The organism is Saccharopolyspora gregorii (assembly GCF_024734405.1).
Lineage (GTDB): Bacteria > Actinomycetota > Actinomycetes > Mycobacteriales > Pseudonocardiaceae > Saccharopolyspora_C > Saccharopolyspora_C gregorii.
In genome coordinates this window covers 5,055,750-5,072,401 of sequence record NZ_CP059556.1, presented here as the reverse complement: position 1 = coordinate 5,072,401, position 16,652 = coordinate 5,055,750, and the positions used below count along the sequence as shown (strand labels likewise).

Here is a 16,652-nt window from a genome sequence, read left to right as displayed (position 1 = left end):
ACTCTCGAAGGTGAGGAGTGGACGTGTCGGTAGCAGCGGTTCCCGGCCCCTCCGGCGTGGTGTCCCCGTTCGCGCTGACCGAGGACCAGCGGGCCATCCAGCAGCTGGCCCGCGAGTTCGCGGCCGAGCAGCTCGCCCCGCACGCCGTGCAGTGGGACCAGGACAAGCACTTCCCGGTCGACGTGCTGCGCGCCGCGGGCGAGCTCGGCATCGGCGGCGTCTACGTCGACGAGGCCTGCGGCGGCACCGGCCTGGGCCGGTTCGACTCGGCGCTCATCTTCGAGGAGCTCGCCGCGGGCGACCCGTCCGTGGCGGCGTACCTGTCGATCCACAACATGGTCGCCGGGATGATCGACCGCTTCGGCGACGACGAGCAGCGCGCCCGCTGGCTGCCGCCGCTGTGCTCGCTGACCGCCCGCGCCAGCTACTGCCTCACCGAACCGGAGGCGGGGTCGGACGCGGCGGCGCTGCGGACCCGCGCGGTGCGCGACGGCGACGACTACCTGCTGACCGGGGTGAAGCAGTTCATCTCCGGCGGCGGCAGCTCGGACGTGTACGTGGTGATGGCGCGCACCGGCGAGGACGGGGCGAAGGGCATCTCCACGTTCATCGTCGAGGGCGACGCCGCCGGGCTCTCGTTCGGCCCGAACGAGCGGAAGATGGGCTGGAACGCGCAGCCCACCCGGCAGGTCGTGCTCGACGGCGTGCGGGTGCCCGCGGCGCAGCGACTCGGTCCCGAAGGCATCGGGTTCAAGATCGCGATGGCCGGGCTGGACGGCGGCAGGCTCAGCATCGCGGCCTGCTCGCTCGGCGGGGCGCGGGACGCGCTGGACCGCAGCCTCGGCTACGTGCGGGAGCGCACCGCGTTCGGCGCCAAGCTCAGCGAGTTCCAGGCGCTGCAGTTCAAGCTCGCCGACATGGCCACCGAGCTGGAGGCCGCCCGGATGCTGCTGTGGCGCGCGGCGTGGGCGCTGGACGCCCGCGACCCGGACGCGACCCGGCTGTGCGCGATGGCCAAGCGGCTCGCGACCGACGTGGGCTTCACCGTGGCGAACGAGGCGCTTCAGATCCACGGCGGATACGGATACCTTGCCGAGTACGGCCTCGAGAAGATCGTTCGCGACCTGCGGGTGCACCAGATCCTCGAAGGCACCAACGAGATCATGCGACTGATCATTTCCCGTGGACTGCTGGAGTCGGCATCATGACAACACCCGCCCCGGAGCAGGTTCTGCTCAGCGTCGAGGGCGCGCTCGGACGCATCACCCTCAACCGCCCCAAGGCGATCAACTCGCTCACCCTGGAGATGGTGCGCGAGATGACCGCAGCGCTGCGGCGGTGGCGCACCGACGAGCAGGTGCGGGCGGTGCTCGTCGAGGGCGCAGGCGAGCGCGGGCTGTGCGCGGGCGGCGACATCCGGGCGCTGCACGACGCGGCGAAGGCCGGGGACGCGGAGCTCCCGACCGCGTTCTGGAGCGAGGAGTACCGGCTCAACTCGATGCTCGCGCACTACCCGAAGCCCGTGGTGGGGCTGATGGACGGGGTGTGCATGGGCGGCGGCGTCGGCATCTCCGCGCACGGTTCGCACCGGGTCGTCACCGAGCGCTCCAAGGTCGGCATGCCGGAGGTCGGCATCGGTTTCGTGCCCGACGTCGGCGGCACCTTCCTGCTCTCGCACGCCCCCGGTGAGCTGGGCACGCACCTGGCGTTGACCGGTGCGCCGATCGGCGGCGCGGACGCGGTGGCGCTCGGCCTGGCCGACCACCACCTGCCCAGCGAGCGCATCGACGACCTGGTCAAGGCGCTCACCAGCGGTGACGTGGACGCGGCGCTGGCCAGGTTCGCGACGGCCCCGCCGGAGTCGCCGGTGGCCGCGCAGCGGGAGTGGATCGACGAGGCCTACGCGGCCGACGACGTCGCCGAGATCCTCGCCCGGCTGCGCGCCCGCCCCGAGCAGGCCGCCGCGGACGCCGCCGCCGCGATCGGGACGAAGTCGCCGACCTCGCTGAAGGTGACGCTGCGCGCGCTGCGCAGCAGGCCGGAGACGCTGGAGGCGGCGCTGGACCAGGAGTTCCGGATCGCGCTGCGCTGCCTGACCGCGGGCGACTTCGTGGAAGGCGTGCGCGCCACCCTCGTGGACAAGGACCGCGACCCGAAGTGGTCGCCGAACGCCCTGGACGAGGTCACCGAGGAGCACGTCCAGCGCTTCTTCGCCCCGCTCGAGCAGGGCGAGCTCGGCCTGTCCGGCTGAGCCGCCGGGCCCCGGGCCCGGCTCGACCACCGCACCCCGCAGGAGGGAATGACAATGGCTGTCATCGGATTCATCGGGCTGGGCCACATGGGCGGCCCGATGTCGGCGAACCTGGTCGCGGCCGGGCACGTGGTGCGCGGGTTCGACCTGGCCCCGGCGGCGCTGGAGGCGGCGCGGGCGAACGGGGTGACCGTGGTCGGCTCGGCGGTCGAGGCCGTGACCGGCGCCGAAGCGGTGATCACGATGCTGCCGGGCGGCAAGCACCTGCTGGACTGCTACGAGCAGGTGCTGCCCGCGGTGGAGCCGGGGGCGCTGCTGGTCGACTCCTCCACGGTCGACGTCGCCGACGCCCGCGCCGCGCACGCGCTGGCCGGGACGGCCGGGTTCGGCTCGCTGGACGCCCCGGTCTCCGGCGGCACCGCGGGCGCGGAGGCGGGCACGCTGACGTTCATGGTCGGCGGTGCGGAGGAGCACTTCCAGCGGGCGGAACCGCTGCTGGCGCCGATGGCCCGCAAGGTCATCCACTGCGGTGGCCCGGGCAACGGCCAGGTCACCAAGATGTGCAACAACCTGGTGCTGGGCGCGTCGATGATCGCGGTGGGGGAGGCGTTCGTGCTCGGCGAGCGGCTCGGCCTGAGCAACCAGGCGCTCTACGACGTCGCGTCGATCTCCACCGGCCAGTGCTGGGCGCTGACCACGAACTGCCCGGTCCCGGGCCTGGTGGAGACCAGCCGGGCCGACCACGACTACGAACCGGGCTTCTCCGCGGCGCTGATGCTCAAGGACCTGAAGCTGGCCGAGTCCGCGGCCGAGCAGAGTGGCACCGACGCGGCGATCGGGCGGTTGGCGACCGAGCTGTACCAGCGGTTCAACGAGGAGGGCGGCGGCGGCTACGACTTCGGCGCGATCATCCGCTCCATCCGGGAGCGCTCGGCGGCGGCCGAGCGCGCCGAGAACCCGTCGACCGAGGTCACCGGCACTTCCTGAGCCTCCGCGGGCCGGTCCGCGCGCCCGCGCCTCCCGGGCGCGCGCGGCCGGGCCGGGGCGGGGTGAAGGCCGCGGAGTCCCGGCGTACTCTGGCGCCTCGTGATGGACTGGCTGTTCGAGTGGTGGGACGGCGTCGAGCTGTGGCTCGTCCAGCTCTGGTACCCGCTGCTGGTGACCTTGGTCCTGGTCGTGCTGCTGCCGGTGTGCTGGTACCTGGCGCGCTTCCTCGACCGGGCCATCGATGGGATCGGCGCACGGCTGACGCGCGTGCGCGACGCCGAACCGCCGGTGCGGACCCCGCGCGGAACGGACGTGCCATGAACCGGTTGACCTCGCGCAAGCGCATCACGGTCGCTCTCATCGGGCTGATCGCCCTCGTGGTCATCGGCTGGTTCGTGCAGCAGGGAGCCGCGGCGCACGGCACGGCGATGCCGCCCGCCGGTGGCTCCGCGACCGTGTGGCAGGCTGTGCCCGTTCTGCCGGATTCTTCGGGAGCGGCGCCGTGGCGGGCTCCCGCCGGAAGCGGACCGCCCACCTCGCCCGCGTGATGGCGCGGGCGGCCCGGCCGCGGCGCATCGCCGCGGCATTGCGGTGAACGAACGTTGTTCCTGGTTGTTGACGTGTGTGGTTGAGTGGGATGTTTGCGACGAAAAAGCCTCAGGTCTTCCGGAAGGAGCCGGCGGTGAGCGAGCTGGAGCAGCCTGGAGTGAGTGCGAAGACGGCGGCCGAGGACGCCGAGCGGCGCGGCGCGGCCGTGCACGTGCTCGATGGGAGCGATCTGGTCAGCAAGCGCACCGCGCTGGACGGCATCGCGGCGGTGCTGTCGTTCCCGGAGTGGGCGGGGCGCAACCTGGACGCGCTCTACGACTGCCTGACCGACCTGTCCTGGCTGCCGGAGGGCGAGCACGTCCTCATCTGGGCCGGGGCGCAGAACCTGGCGCAGCACGACCCCAAGGCCTACGAGAAGATCAACACGGTGCTGCGGGACGCGGCGAGCAAGCCCGTCTGCGGCCGCGCCTTCGCCACCGTCCTCACCCGCGACTGAAGCCCCGCGCTCAGTCCCGCGGGACCCAGGCGGCGGGGCGCTTCTCGGCGAAGGCCCGGATGCCCTCCTGGCCTTCGTCGGAGGCGAAGTGCCGGGCGGAGAGCTCCAGCACCTCGTCGAAGTCCGCGCCGATGTCGGCGGAACGGGGGCGGCGCAGCAGCGCCTTCGTCGCGGCCAGCGCGTGCGGTGCGCCCTTCGCCAGCATCTCGGCGTAGCGGGCGACCTCGGCGTCGAGCCGGTCCGCGGGCACCGCCGAGTTGAGCAGCCCGATCCGCACGGCGCGTTCGGCGTCGAAGTTCTCCCCGGTCAGGAACAGCTCGTGCGCGGCGCGCGGCTGCAGCCGGGGCAGCACGGTCAGCGAGATCACCGCGGGCACCACGCCGATGCGGACTTCGGAGAACCCGAACGTCGCGGTGTCGGCGGCGACCGCCAGGTCGCAGGCCGCGACGATGCCCGCGCCACCGGCCCTGGCCGGTCCCGCGAGCTTGGCGATGACCGGTTTCGGGCTGGTCCACAAGGTGTCGAGCAGTTCGGGGAGTTCCCGCACGCCTTGGTCGCCGGCGTCGGCGGACCGGGATTCCTTGAGGTCCATCCCGGCGCAGAACACCGGCCCGGTGTGGTCGAGCACGATCACCCGCACCGCGTCCTCGGCGAGCGCCGCCGCCAAGTGCTCGCGGAGTTCTCGGCGCAGCTGCGCGGACAGCGCGTTGCGGTTGTGCGGGGAGTCGAGGGTGATCGTCGCGACGCCGGATGCGGTGCTGCGGTGCACGAGTTCGTCGGCCATGCGCCGCACGTTACCGCCTGCCGCGGGCGTTCCGGCGTGCCGAGACGAGCGGTTCCGGGCGGGCCCGGCGGTGCGTCAGGTGGGCGGGTACCGGGTGGTCCAGTCGGCCGCTTCCGGCGGGTGCGGCCCGAATTCGAGGCTCGCGTCGTGCGCGAGCTGCTCGATGACGTCGTGCAGCTCCAGTTCGGTGCGCCAGCGGTCGGGGATCTTCGCCGCCCCGGACTGGGCGCCGACGAGGCTGCCGCAGACCGCGCCGGTGGTGGCCGAGTTGCCGGAGTGGTTCACCGCCAGCGGCAGCGCCACGTCGATGTCCCCGTCGGCGACGAGTGCCGCGTACAGCCCGATGCCGAGCGCGTCGGCGGCGCTCCACCCGTTGCCGATCCCGCTCTCCAAGTGGGTGGGCGTGGTCTCGGCGGAGGCGGCGTAGCGGACCGCCGCGGAGACCTTGCGGGTGACGTCCTGGTGACCGCGGTGCCCGCTGAGCTCGTCGAGCGCCTCGTCGACGGCGGCCGCGAGCTCGCGCCCGTCGAGCAGCCGGGACACCAGGAAGGCGAGGGTGCCCGCGCTGAGGTAGGCGACCGGGTCGCCGTGGGTGAGCGCGGCGGTGTTCTGGCCGACGCGGAACACCTCGGACGGGTCGGAGCTCCACAGCGCGGCCGGGACGGCGCGCATCACCGCGGTGCTGCCCTGCGAGTCGCTGACCGGGCGTTCCGGGGTGCCCATCGGCTGCTGCCCCTTGGCGAAGGCGATGAGCGTGCGCATCATGGTGCGCCCCGGGTTGCGGGTCTGGAACAGCGCGCGGTGCCCCACCAGCCAGCCGTCCGGCGCGGGGGTGTGCTTGAGGAATTCGCCCGCGGCGCGGCCCCAGCTGAGGTGCTGGGTGTGCAGCCAGCGCTGGTAGGCGTGCTGGATGTGCCGCGACGGGTCGGGCACGTCGCCGCTGCGGCGGCTCACCCCGGCGCGGATGGTGCCTTCGAGGGAGAACAGCAGCAGCTGGGTGTCGCTGCCGAGCCTGCCCGCGGGGTGCCCGGCGGGCACGTAGTTGCGCAGGCCCTGCGGCCCGTGCCGGTCCCGGATCTCGTCCCAGCTGTCCCCGGCGACGGGGGTGCCGAGGGCTTCGCCGATGGCGCAGCCGAGCACGGCGCCGAGGAAGCGGTCTCTGGACGCGGCGAGTCTGGGCACGGCGTGCAGGCTCCTTCGCCGATCGGGTTCGTGGGCGGGGGCACCGACGGGGTAGCGGCGCAGCCATTCCTCGGATTCGTCCGGGTAAGGGCCGAATTCGGCGGCGGCGTCCTCGGCGAGCCGTTCGAGCGCGGCGAGCACGGCCGGTTTCCCCGTGCCGGGTAAGGGGATCGCGGCGGGCCCGTGCGCGGCGCCGAGCAGCTGGCCGCACAGCACCGCGGTGCTGCGGGTGTCGCCGGCGTGGTCGGTGGCGGCGGCGATGGCGGCGGTGAAGTCGTCGGGGCAGGCGGCGGTGATGCGCAGCGCCGCGGCGAGCGCTTCGGTGCCGGTCCGGCCGGGGCTCATCGCGTCGAGCTGCGCGGCGCCCGGGACGAACCCGACGGGGCTGGTGCTGCCGAGGTGCAGGGCGCGGTCGAGCAGCGCGGGCCGGGAGTCGGCCGGTTCCCAGGCGGCGAGCGCGCCGTCCAGGGCTGCGGTCAGCGGATTCCCCCGCAGCAGCAACGAGATCGCGACGCCGAGCGCCCCGGCGGGGCGGTTGCCGTCGGGGTGGCCGTGGGTGAGCGCGGCGAGGTTCGCGGCGGTGCCGAACACCTCGCTGCCGGACCACAGCGCGGCCACCGCGCCCAGCGGTACCGCACCGGCGCCGGCGGCGTGCGCGGAGGCGCGGCCCCCGGCGGCGATGCGGGTCAGCGCCGTCAGCAGCGCCCGGTCGTCGACGGTGTCGCCGTGCAGTTCCCGCTGTTCGACGAGCCAGCCGTCGGGTTCGCCCGCGGGTTCGGCGACGCAGTCCTGCCAGGGGACGCCCCGGGTGTGCAACCAGCGCTGCAGTCCATTGAGGACGAACGTGGTGAGGTCGGTGGCGCCGTGCGCGCGCAGCGCGGTGTGCGCGCGGATCACGCCTTCCAGCGCGAACAGCAGTGCCGTGGTGCGCTCGCCGATCCGGCCGGTGGCGGCGTGCTCGGCGCTCGCCGCGCCCAGCAGCATCCCGGCGAACCGGCTCGCCGCGTCCGGCCGGTAACCGGAGTCGTCGGCGAGGCCGGTGGCGGGCACCGGCGGTGCCGGGTCGGTGCCGATGCGCTGGCGCAGCGCGGCGAACCACGGCGGCCGGGTCAACGGCCGGTCGCGCCAGGAGCGCCACCGCTCCAGCAGCACCCGCTCGTCCGCGTCGGCGGGCCCGGTGCGCGGCGCGCCGGATTCCGGGCCGGGCTCCGCGGCGGTCGCGGGCGGCGCGTCCGGCGCCGCCGCCCGGCGCCGCTCCCGGTACGCCGCCAGCAACGCCCGTTCCGCCTCGGTGAGCCCGTCGCGAGAATCCTTCACCTGAGCAACGTTACTGCGTGTATCGCCGGGTCCAGTCCGGCGCCGTGCCGTCCGGGACGAGATCGGTCTCGACCCGCCCGGCGTCGGCGACGAGCCGCTGCACCTGCTCGTGCAGTTCCAGCTGATCGAGCCATTCCGCGGGGATCTCCGCCGCACCGCGCGCGGCGCCCAGCAGTCCGCCGCACAGCGCCGCGGTGGCCGCGCTGTCCCCGGAATGGGAGGCGGCGAGCGCGACGGCGTCGGCGAACGAATCCGGGTGCGTCAGCGCGGCGGCGACCGCGACGCCGAGCGCGGCGGGCGCGTGCCTGCCCGCGCCGAGCTTCTCCAGCGCGGGCACCGGGACCGGGCCGTGCTCGGCGAGGGTCAGCGCGTCGCGCAGCGCCCGCACCGTGTTCTCGCTGCCCTCCCAGGCCTTCAGCTCGGTGAGCGTGGTGTGCGCGCTCTCGGCGAGGGTCTGCCCGGCGGACAGCGCGGCGACCATCCCGGCGACGGCGGCGGCGGGCAGGTAGCCGTCCGGGTGGCCGTGGGTGAGCACCCCGGTGGCGATGCCGAGTTCGACTGCCGCGCCCGGGCTGTCGGCGTGCAGGCCGACGACGGCGCCGCGGGCGGCCGCGGCCGCGCCGGTGGCCTGGTTCGGCGGCGTGCTCGGCGTCGGCACCGGGCTCCGCCCGTCCCAGGTGGCCAGCGCGGTGACGCCCGCTTCGTCGGGGAAGCGCTGCGCGCCGAGCGCGGGCTGCCCGACGAGCTCCGCGGGCTGCACGGCCGGTTCGACCGGGGCGCCCTGGGCGATCACCCAGTGCTGGAGGGTGCCGCGGACCAGTTCGGCGGTCGACGGACCCGGCCTGTTCAGTCCCTTGTGGACGGACGAGCGGAGCAGCCCGTCGAGCAGGAACACCGACTGCTGGCCGATCGAGGTGGACAGGCCGCGGCCACCCAGGTGCTCGGCGAGCTCGCGCACCCCGTCCGGGTTGCGGCGCAGGATCGCCCGCTGCGACAGGAAGGTCCACGGGGCGCCCAGCGCGTCACCGGCGACCACGCCGAGCGCGCAACCGGCGAGCCGGTCCAGGCGGTCCAGCTCGGCGGGGACCTCCGCGGGCAGCTCGCCGTCGGCCTCGTTCGCGGCGACCAGCTGCGCGGCGCGCTCCGGGCCGAACGCCTCCTGCAGCAGCTTGTGCAGGCCCTCGGAGAGGTCGTTGGGCGTGTCGTCCTCGCCGTCGCGGAACTTGCGCCACGCGGCGAGCAGCCGCAGCTCCTCGTCGTTGAGGCCGTCGCCGGGATCCTCGTCCGCGGGGTCGGCGGGGGTCTCGGCCGGGGTTTCGGAAGCTGTCGGGGACTCGGGGACGGCCGGTGCTGCGGCGACCGGCGCCGCCGATGCGGGCGCTGCGGCCTCGCCCCGTTCCGCGGCCCGTTCGGGGGCGCTCGCCGCCGGTTCGGATGCGCTCCCCTTCGGCCCCGCCGAGGTCGCCGGCTTCGCCGCGGGCGCGCTCGCCGGGGGTTCGTCGGGCACGGCGGGGATGGGCGCCATCACCATGGTCTGCTCGGCCGCCGTCTCCGGGGCGGGCCGCGCGGACTCGCGCTCCGGCTTCGCGGCGGCGCCGTCCGAACCCGCAGCGGCGGCGCCGTCCGAACCCGCAGCGGCCGCGCCGTCCGAACCCGCAGCGGGGGAGCTGCCCGCCGGGTAGCGGCGCAGCCACTCCGGCACCGACGGCGGGTGCTCGCCGAACTCCTCGGTGGCATCCCGCGCCAGCTGCTCGACGACCTCGCCGAGCTCCACCCGCTGCCGCCAGTTCTCCGGGATCGCGCTCGCCATGTGCGCGGTGCCCATGATGTTGCCGCAGATCGAGGCGGTCGCGTCGCTGTCACCGGAGTGGTTCGCGGCCAGCACGACCGCGTCGGTGTAGGAGAACGGGCGCGCCAGCGCGGCGCACACCGCGATGGCCAGCGCCTGCTCGCCGACCCGGCCGTCGCCGAGCCGGTGCTGGATCTGCTCCGGCGTCGGCGTGCCCTCGGTGGCCAGCTCGATCGCGCGGCGCAACGCGCTGGTGGTCTCCTCGTGCCCTTCCCAGCCGGACAGCTCGGTCAGCGCCCGGTCCACCGCCTCCGGCAACGACCGGCCGCCGAGCAGCTGCGCCACGATCACCGCGAGCGCTCCGGCGGGCAGGAACCCGCTCGGGTGCCCGTGGGTCAGCGCCGCGGTGGCCGCGCCCACCCGGAACGTCTCGGCCGGATCGTCGGACCAGAACCCGGCGGGCGCCGCGCGCATCACGCCGCCGCAGCCCTTCGAGTCGTTGATCCGGTTCGTCAAGGTGCCCAGCCGCCCGCTGGTGGCGTAGCCGTGCAGCGCCTGCACGCAGGTGGCGCCGGGCGCGCGGCGCACGAACAGGCCCTTCTCCCGGATCAGCCAGCCGTCCGGCGGCGTCACCGCGATCGGCCCGCCCGCGTCCTTCCAGTCGAAGCCCTGGGTGTGCAGCCAGCGCTGGTAGGCGTGCTGCACCTGCTGCGCCGGATCGGTCTCGTCGTAGAGCCTGCGGCGGATCGAGGCGCGGATGAGGCCGTCGGTGGTGAACAGGGTCAGCTGGGTGTCGTCGCTGATCGATCCGCCGGGGCGGTGCGCGTCGGCGAAGTCGACCACGCCCGCCGCGCCGTGGTCGGCGCGGATCTTTTCGATGGAGTCGTCCTCCACCGGGTAGCCGAGGGCGTCGCCGACCGCGCCGCCGAGCAGGCAGCCGAGGATGCGGGCGCCGCGTTCGGTGGCGGGCTCGGCGAGTTCGCGGGTGGTGGTGACCGGTGGCTGCTTCGCGGCCGGCTGCGGCGCACCGCCGGAGTTCCGGGTGGCCGGGCCGGACCGCGGCATCGCGATCCGCTCGGTCAGCGGCGCCGCCGGCTGCTGCGCCGCACCGCGGGCGTGCGCCGCGGCCTCGTCGGCGGACCCGGGCTCGGCGGTCTCGCTCCCGGCCGTGGTCCCGTCCTGCTCGGCGGCGCCGTCGCGGCCGTTCGAGGAGGTCGCGGGCCAGGAACCCATCGTGGGCAGCGGTGCGGCGGCCGGGGCGTCCGGCGCGGCCTGGTCGGCGGTGCTCCGCTCGGACTTCGCGTCCTGCTGGGGCTGCTCGTCCTGCTGGGGCTGCTCGGCTTGTTCGGGCTTCGGGGTCTGCTCGGGTTTCCCGGTTCGCGCGGGCTTCTCGGTCCGCTCCGGAGCGTCGGCCCGCTCCGGGGCCGAGTCCTGCTCGGGCTGCGCGTCCTCCTCCGAAACCGCGCCGGCGTCCTCGGCGGTCCCATCGGGCACCGCCGGGGTGCGGCCACCGGGGGCGAGGCCCGCCGGTCCGTCCGAAGTGGACTCCGGTGCGGGTTTCCCGGCCGTGGCCGGCTGCTCGTCGCCGCTGCGCGCGGCACCGCCCGGGATCGGGAACCTGGCCACCGGCGCGGACTCCTCCGGCGCCGACGCCTCGTCCCGGATCGCGGGCTGCTCGGTGGTGCGCTCGGTCGCGCCCTCCCGCGCCGAGCCCGGCTGCTCCGCGGTCTTCTCCGGCCCCGAGTTCGACTGCTCGCCGGTCTTCTCCGGTGTCGTGCTCGACTGCTCGCCGCTCTTCTCGGACGCCGTGCTCGGCGACCCGGCGGTCTTCTCCGGTGTCGTGCTCGGCGACCCGGCGGTGCCCGTCCGCGCCGAGCGCGGCAGCTCCGCCGGGAACTCCAGGTCGATCAAGTCCTTCGCCGCCGGGTACCGCTGCGCCCACGTCTCGTCGGTGCGCGGCTGCGGGCCGAACTCGACCAGCGCGTCCGCGGTCAACTTCTCGACGGTCTCCCGCTGCCCGAGGTCCCGCAGCCACACGCCGGGCAGCGCGGACGCACCGTGCCGGGCGCCGACGATCGCGCCGCAGATCGCGCCGGTCGAATCGCTGTCGCCGGAGTGGTTCACCGCGGCCATCACGGCCGGGCCGACACCGTCGTGGCTCAGCGCCGCGCAGACCGCGATGGCCAGCGCCTCGTGCCCGCTCCAGCCACCGCCGAGCAGGTCCTTGAGCTGCTCCGCGGTGGGAGCGCCCTGCGCGGCGAGGTCTTCGGCGACCAGCAGCAGCCGTTCGGTCTGCTGGTGCCCCTCGCACTCGGCGAGCAGCTCGCGGGCCAGGGTCAGCGCGTCCGGCAGCGACTCGCCGCGCAGCAGCCGGTGCACCAGCACCGCCAGCACCCCGGCGGGCAGGTAGCCGCTGGGCTTCGCGCAGGTCAGCGCGGCCCCCGCGGCGGCGAGCCGGAACACCTCGCGCGGGTCCTCGGACCACAGCGCGAACGGCGCGGCGCGCACCACGCCGGTGTTGTCGTCCGAGTCGTTGATCGGGCGCTGGAACGTGCCGGGGCGGCCGTGCGTGGCGAACTCGCGCAGCGCGGTGATGCACTCGGCGTTCGGCGAGCGCACCGCGAACAGGTCGCGTTCGGCGACGAGCCAGCCGGTCGGTTCCGGGTGCTGCTCGGCGAACGGGCCCGCCACGCGCGCCCACGCGTGGCCCTGGGTGTGCAACCAGCGCTGATAGGCCAGCTGCACCGCGGGCAGCGGGCCGCCGGTGGCGCCGCCGCGGGTGGCGACGTGCCCGCGGATCAGCCCTTCCAGCGTGAACAGGATCAGCTGGGTGTCGTCGGTGAACTCGCCCGAGTGCTCGCCCGTGCGGTCGTAGTCGGTGATGCCGCGCTCGCCGAAGCGGCTGCGGATCCGCTCCACCGGATAGGTCTCGACGGGGCCGCCCAGCGCGTCCCCGGCGGCCGCGGCCAGCATGCTGCCGAGGAACCGCTGCCCGTGGTCGCTGCTGATCGGGTCGGGGGCCTGCTGCGCGGCCCCGGGAACCTTCGCGGGCTGCGTGACGTCGGCGGGAGGTGCGGCGGGGGCGCTCGGTGCGGCGGGGGCGGTCGGCGGGGTCGCGGGGGCGGCGGGCGCGACGGGCGCGGACGGGGCGGCGAAGGACGCGGGCGGTGCGGGGGTGCTGGGCCCGCCGGCGGCCTTGATCAGGTCCTCGCCGGGGATGCGCGCCTTGACCTGGCTGGTCGGGTTGATCTGCAGGTCCATGCCGGTGGGGCCGCGCTCGACGAGCTGCCTGCCGGTCATCCGCTGCCAGCTGGTCCAGTTCGCGGGCAGGTAGCCCTCGGAGGTGAACAGCTGCAGCTGCCGCCTGCCGGACTCGTGGTCCATCGTGAACAGCCCGCTGCCCTGCGGCTGCGCGAACAGGATCAGCTCGGCGTCCAGCAGCGCGGCGAACAGGGTGGGCGCCTGCGCGTAGCCGGTGGTGGTCAGCTGCAGGGCGCGTTCGACGTCGTTGGTCGGCGCGGGCAGCCGCAGCGCGACGGGGGAGGGGCGGTAGTTCGGGTTGGACGAGAAGTCCTCGGTGAGCTCACCGCGCGCGTCGACCCGGTAGCCGCCGATGAAGCCCCAGGGCGGGACTTCGGAGCTGGGGTCGCTGAAGATCGGATCCACCACGTACAGCCAGGTGTTCGGCTGCTTGGCGGCCTGTTCGCGCATGGCCGGCGTGATCACCGGCCGGCTCGGCTGCTGGGTGTTCATCTCCCGCACACGCCCCCGACTTGTCGTTGCACCTTGATCCTTGCCGCCGAGGTTCACTGGCTCACCCGAAAGTGTGGTTTCGCGCCGCGATTCCGCTCGGCTGCGCTGCGACGCGCCGCCGTCGCGTAGTTGATCCGCACTCTCTCATGGCCACTTGGGGTGAAGTTTAGTGTTCCGCCAAAACACCCTGAGTCAGCGATCCCGCTATCCGCCGGAGGTGGGAGGAACGGGGAGGCAGCGGACGAAACGGGCCGCCCGGCGACGGCCGGAGGTCGGGGTTTCCCGCCGCCGCCGGGACTGTGGTGCGCCCGTGCTCGCCGGCCGCACGGGCCGCATCCTGCCCGCGCACGGGCGCGCGGGGCCGGACTCGGCGGAATTCCGCACGAACGCGCGGGACGGCTGCGCCACCCGGCGGTGCGCGCTGCGCCGAACGCGGCGCGGGCAGCGGGGTTCAGGCCGCGCCGGAACCGAGCTCGGTGCGGTCGAGCACTTCGCGGTAGCGGGTCAGCACGAGCTCGGCGACGGTTCCCGCCGCCGCCATCGGTGCGCCGATCAGCGCGTCCGGGGCGTGCGCGCGAGCCGCGTCCACGACCCGGTCGGTCAGCAGTCCCGGCGCCAGGAACCAGAACCCGACGGCGATCCGCCGGGCACCGCGCTCCCGGAGCCGCGCGATCGCCGCCGGGACGTCCGGCTCGGCGGCGGTGGCGAACGCGGCGACCGCGCCCGCCCACGAATGCCGCGCCTGCCACCGCTCGGCGACCTGGGCGACGAGCCGGTTCGCCGGGGCGTGCGCCGAACCGACCCCGGCCAGCACCACGCCGAGCTCCGGATCGCCGCCGTCGACGCCCGCCTCCCGCAGCCGGTCCAGCGCGGCCGACTCCAGCAGCGGGTCCGGCCCGAGCACGTCCGCCGTGCGCAGCCGCAGCCCGGGCAGCCGCGCGCCCGCCTCGGCCAGCACTGCGGGCAGGTCCACCTTCGCGTGGAACGCGCTGCCCAGCAGCAGCGGCACCACCACCGCCTCGCGGTGCCCGTCGGCGCGCACCGCGGCGAGCACGTCGCCCACCCGCGGCGCGGACAGGTCCAGGAAGGCCGCGCGCACGTCCAGGTCCGGGCGCTCGGCGCGCACCACGTCCAGCAAGGCGTGGACGGTGCGCGCCGAACGCGGGTCCCGGCTGCCGTGCGCGACGGCCACCAGCGCCGGTGCCAACCGGATCAGCTCGCGACCGCCGCCGCCAGCGGAGCCAGCGGCAGCCCGATCAGCCCGGCGGCCAGCGTGGTGCCGTCCGCCGGATCGATCACCAGGAAGGAGCCGGTGCGCCGCGACGCCGCGTACTCGTCGATCGGCAGCGGCTCCGCGGTGCGCAGCTGGACCCGGCCGATCTCGTTGAGCGCCAGCGAATCCGGGGCGTCCACCGCGACCAGCTCCTGCTCGTCGAAGCGCGCCGACAGCTCGGTCACCATCGCCTGCACGGTGCGGGTGCCGTGCTTGACCAGCACCCGGGCGCCCGGCTGCAACGGCTTCTCCGCCAGCCAGCACACGGTCGCGTCGAGCTCGTCGGTGACCCGCGGCGCCGAGTCCGCGGCGGCGATCAGATCGCCCCGGGACAGGTCCACGTCGTCCTCCAGCAGCAGCGTCACCGAACGCCCCGCCGCCGCCCGCGGCGCCGGACCGTCCGGGGTGTCCACCTGGGACACCCGGGTGCGGATGCCCGCGGGCAGCACCACGACCTCGTCGCCCTGCGCCACCACGCCGGCCGCGACCTGGCCCGCGTAGCCGCGGTAGTCCGGGTGCTCCGCCGTGCGCGGCCGGATCACGTACTGCACCGGCATCCGGAACGGCGCGTCGAACGGGTCCGGGGCCACCGGCACCGTCTCCAGGTGCTCCAGCAGGGACGGGCCCGAGTACCAGGGCGTGTTCGCCGAGCGCTCCACCACGTTGTCGCCGTGCAGCGCCGACACCGGGATGGTGCGCACCGCGTCGTCGGCGTAGCCCAGCGCGCGGGCGTGCCCGGCGAACTCGGCGGCGATCCGCTCGTGCACCGCGGCGTCGAAGTCCACCATGTCGATCTTGTTGATGGCCAGCACCAGCCGCGGCACGCCGAGCAGCGCCAGCACCGCCGCGTGCCTGCGGGTCTGCTCGATGACGCCCTTGCGCGCGTCCACCAGCAGGATCGCCAGCTGCGCCGTCGACGCGCCGGTCACCGTGTTGCGGGTGTACTGCACGTGTCCCGGGGTGTCGGCCAGCACGAAGCTCCGCTGCGGCGTGGCGAAGTACCGGTAGGCCACGTCGATCGTGATGCCCTGCTCGCGCTCCGCGCGCAGCCCGTCCACCAGCAGCGACAGGTCCGGGGTCTGCAGCCCGCGGTCCGCGCTGGCCCGGTGCACCGCGTCCAGCTGGTCCGCCAGCACCGACTTCGTGTCGTGCAGCAGCCTGCCCACCAGCGTCGACTTCCCGTCGTCCACCGAACCGGCCGTGGCCAGCCGCAGCAGGTCCGTGTGCACCGGCAGCACCACCTCGGTGCCGGAATCCGGTGCGGTGCGGGTCGTGGTCTCGGTCATCAGAAGTAGCCCTCCCGCTTGCGGTCCTCCATCGCGGCCTCCGACATCCGGTCGTCGGCCCGCGTCGCGCCGCGCTCGGTGAGCCGGCTCGCGGCGACCTCCGCGATCACGTCGTCCACCGTGTACGCCTCGGACTCCACCGCGCCGGTGCACGAGCCGTCGCCGACCGTGCGGTACCGCACGACCTTCTCCTCGACGGTCTCGCCCTCGCGCGGCCCGCCCCACGGGCCCGAGGTCAGCCACATGCCGTCGCGCAGGTGCACCTGGCGGCGGTGCGCGTAGTAGATCTCCGGCAGGGCGATCTTCTCGCGCTGGATGTAGCGCCAGATGTCGAGCTCCGTCCAGTTCGACAGCGGGAACACCCGCACGTGCTCACCGGGCCGGTGCCTGCCGTTGTAGAGGTTCCACAGCTCCGGGCGCTGCCGCCGCGGGTCCCACTGGCCGAAGGCGTTGCGCAGGCTGAAGATGCGCTCCTTCGCCCGCGCCCGCTCCTCGTCGCGCCTGCCGCCGCCGAAGACCGCGTCGAACTTGTTCTCGGTGATCCCGTCCAGCAGCGGCGTCGTCTGCAGCGGGTTGCGGATGCCGTCCGGGCGCTCGGCGAGCCTGCCGTCGTCGATGTAGTCCTGCACCGAGGACACCACCAGCCGCAGGTCGTGCTCCGCCACGAGCCGGTCCCGGAACTCGATGACCTCGTCGAAGTTGTGCCCGGTGTCCACGTGCAGCAGCGGGAACGGCACGGGCGCCGGCCGGAACGCCTTGATCGCCAGGTGCACCAGCACCGTCGAGTCCTTGCCACCGGAGAACAGGATCACCGGGCGGTCGAACTCCCCGGCCACCTCGCGGAAGATGTGGATGGCCTCGGACTCCAAGGCGTCCAGGTTGTCGACCTGCGGAGGTGCCCCCGTGGACACCGGGTCCTGCGGCAGGTCGAGCTGCGGCTCGGCGGTCATACCCATCCTCTCCGGGTGTGCTTGCTCAGTGGGCG

12 protein-coding genes are annotated in these 16,652 nt (G+C 74.7%); 6 read left to right on the top strand and 6 right to left on the bottom strand.

The features are described from left to right. The first annotated feature begins 23 nt into the window (after positions 1-23). From H1226_RS22000 to H1226_RS21975, 6 genes are all read left to right on the top strand, one after another. Positions 24-1,208, top strand: coding sequence for an acyl-CoA dehydrogenase family protein (locus H1226_RS22000; RefSeq protein ID WP_258342334.1), 1,185 nt, complete (start codon positions 24-26; stop codon positions 1,206-1,208). After that, positions 1,205-2,251 (top strand): enoyl-CoA hydratase/isomerase family protein, encoded by a 1,047-nt coding sequence (locus tag H1226_RS21995; RefSeq protein WP_258342333.1) that lies wholly within the window; start codon positions 1,205-1,207, stop codon positions 2,249-2,251. Before H1226_RS22000 ends, H1226_RS21995 begins: the two co-directional genes overlap by 4 nt. A gap of 54 nt (positions 2,252-2,305) precedes the next feature. Further along, positions 2,306-3,238, top strand: a complete 933-nt coding sequence (gene mmsB, locus H1226_RS21990) for a 3-hydroxyisobutyrate dehydrogenase (protein WP_224968500.1) — start codon at positions 2,306-2,308, stop codon at positions 3,236-3,238. Between the two features lie 102 nt (positions 3,239-3,340). Further along, positions 3,341-3,559 carry a hypothetical protein gene (locus tag H1226_RS21985; RefSeq protein ID WP_309148749.1) on the top strand — a complete coding sequence of 73 codons (219 nt, stop codon included), beginning with the start codon at positions 3,341-3,343 and terminating at the stop codon, positions 3,557-3,559. Then, positions 3,556-3,786, top strand: a complete 231-nt coding sequence (locus H1226_RS21980; protein ID WP_224962548.1) for a hypothetical protein — start codon at positions 3,556-3,558, stop codon at positions 3,784-3,786. The genes H1226_RS21985 and H1226_RS21980 overlap by 4 nt, the downstream gene beginning before the upstream one ends. Positions 3,787-3,920: 134 nt before the next feature. Then, complete coding sequence (locus H1226_RS21975) at positions 3,921-4,283, top strand: barstar family protein (RefSeq protein ID WP_224962550.1); 363 nt, start codon at positions 3,921-3,923, stop codon at positions 4,281-4,283. Between the two features lie 10 nt (positions 4,284-4,293). Here the strand turns inward: H1226_RS21975 and H1226_RS21970 are convergent, their stop codons facing one another. The 6 genes from H1226_RS21970 to cysD all read right to left on the bottom strand — a co-directional run bounded on the left by H1226_RS21970 (position 4,294) and on the right by cysD (position 16,617). Then, the gene (locus H1226_RS21970; protein WP_258342331.1) at positions 4,294-5,067 is read right to left on the bottom strand and encodes an enoyl-CoA hydratase-related protein; all 774 of its coding nucleotides are present in this window, start codon (positions 5,065-5,067) and stop codon (positions 4,294-4,296) included. 75 nt (positions 5,068-5,142) lie between these two features. Further along, complete coding sequence (locus H1226_RS21965) at positions 5,143-7,566, bottom strand: ADP-ribosylglycohydrolase family protein (RefSeq protein ID WP_224978418.1); 2,424 nt, start codon at positions 7,564-7,566, stop codon at positions 5,143-5,145. 10 nt (positions 7,567-7,576) lie between these two features. Continuing rightward, positions 7,577-13,108: a type VII secretion system-associated protein gene (locus H1226_RS28200; RefSeq protein ID WP_309148748.1), complete on the bottom strand. Its 5,532-nt coding sequence runs from the start codon at positions 13,106-13,108 to the stop codon at positions 7,577-7,579. Positions 13,109-13,559: 451 nt separating this feature from the next. Then, positions 13,560-14,315 carry a sirohydrochlorin chelatase gene (locus H1226_RS21950; RefSeq protein ID WP_258342330.1) on the bottom strand — a complete coding sequence of 252 codons (756 nt, stop codon included), beginning with the start codon at positions 14,313-14,315 and terminating at the stop codon, positions 13,560-13,562. A 5-nt stretch (positions 14,316-14,320) separates the two neighbouring features. Further along, positions 14,321-15,667, bottom strand: a complete 1,347-nt coding sequence (locus H1226_RS21945; protein ID WP_224966322.1) for a sulfate adenylyltransferase subunit 1 — start codon at positions 15,665-15,667, stop codon at positions 14,321-14,323. Next, positions 15,667-16,617 carry a sulfate adenylyltransferase subunit CysD gene (gene cysD / locus H1226_RS21940; protein WP_224962668.1) on the bottom strand — a complete coding sequence of 317 codons (951 nt, stop codon included), beginning with the start codon at positions 16,615-16,617 and terminating at the stop codon, positions 15,667-15,669. Before cysD ends, H1226_RS21945 begins: the two co-directional genes overlap by 1 nt. Between the last annotated feature and the right edge of the window lie 35 nt (positions 16,618-16,652).

Bases quoted from the DNA above. Each gene is read 5' to 3' on its own strand.
- cysD (WP_224962668.1), bottom strand. From the start codon at position 16,617: ATGACCGCCGAGCCGCAGCTCGACCTGCCGCAGGACCCGGTGTCCACG.
- H1226_RS21995 (WP_258342333.1), top strand. From the start codon at position 1,205: ATGACAACACCCGCCCCGGAGCAGGTTCTGCTCAGCGTCGAGGGCGCG.
- H1226_RS21980 (WP_224962548.1), top strand. From the start codon at position 3,556: ATGAACCGGTTGACCTCGCGCAAGCGCATCACGGTCGCTCTCATCGGG.
- mmsB (WP_224968500.1), top strand. From the start codon at position 2,306: ATGGCTGTCATCGGATTCATCGGGCTGGGCCACATGGGCGGCCCGATG.
- H1226_RS28200 (WP_309148748.1), bottom strand. From the start codon at position 13,108: ATGAACACCCAGCAGCCGAGCCGGCCGGTGATCACGCCGGCCATGCGC.
- H1226_RS21985 (WP_309148749.1), top strand. From the start codon at position 3,341: ATGGACTGGCTGTTCGAGTGGTGGGACGGCGTCGAGCTGTGGCTCGTC.
- H1226_RS21970 (WP_258342331.1), bottom strand. From the start codon at position 5,067: ATGGCCGACGAACTCGTGCACCGCAGCACCGCATCCGGCGTCGCGACG.
- H1226_RS21945 (WP_224966322.1), bottom strand. From the start codon at position 15,667: ATGACCGAGACCACGACCCGCACCGCACCGGATTCCGGCACCGAGGTG.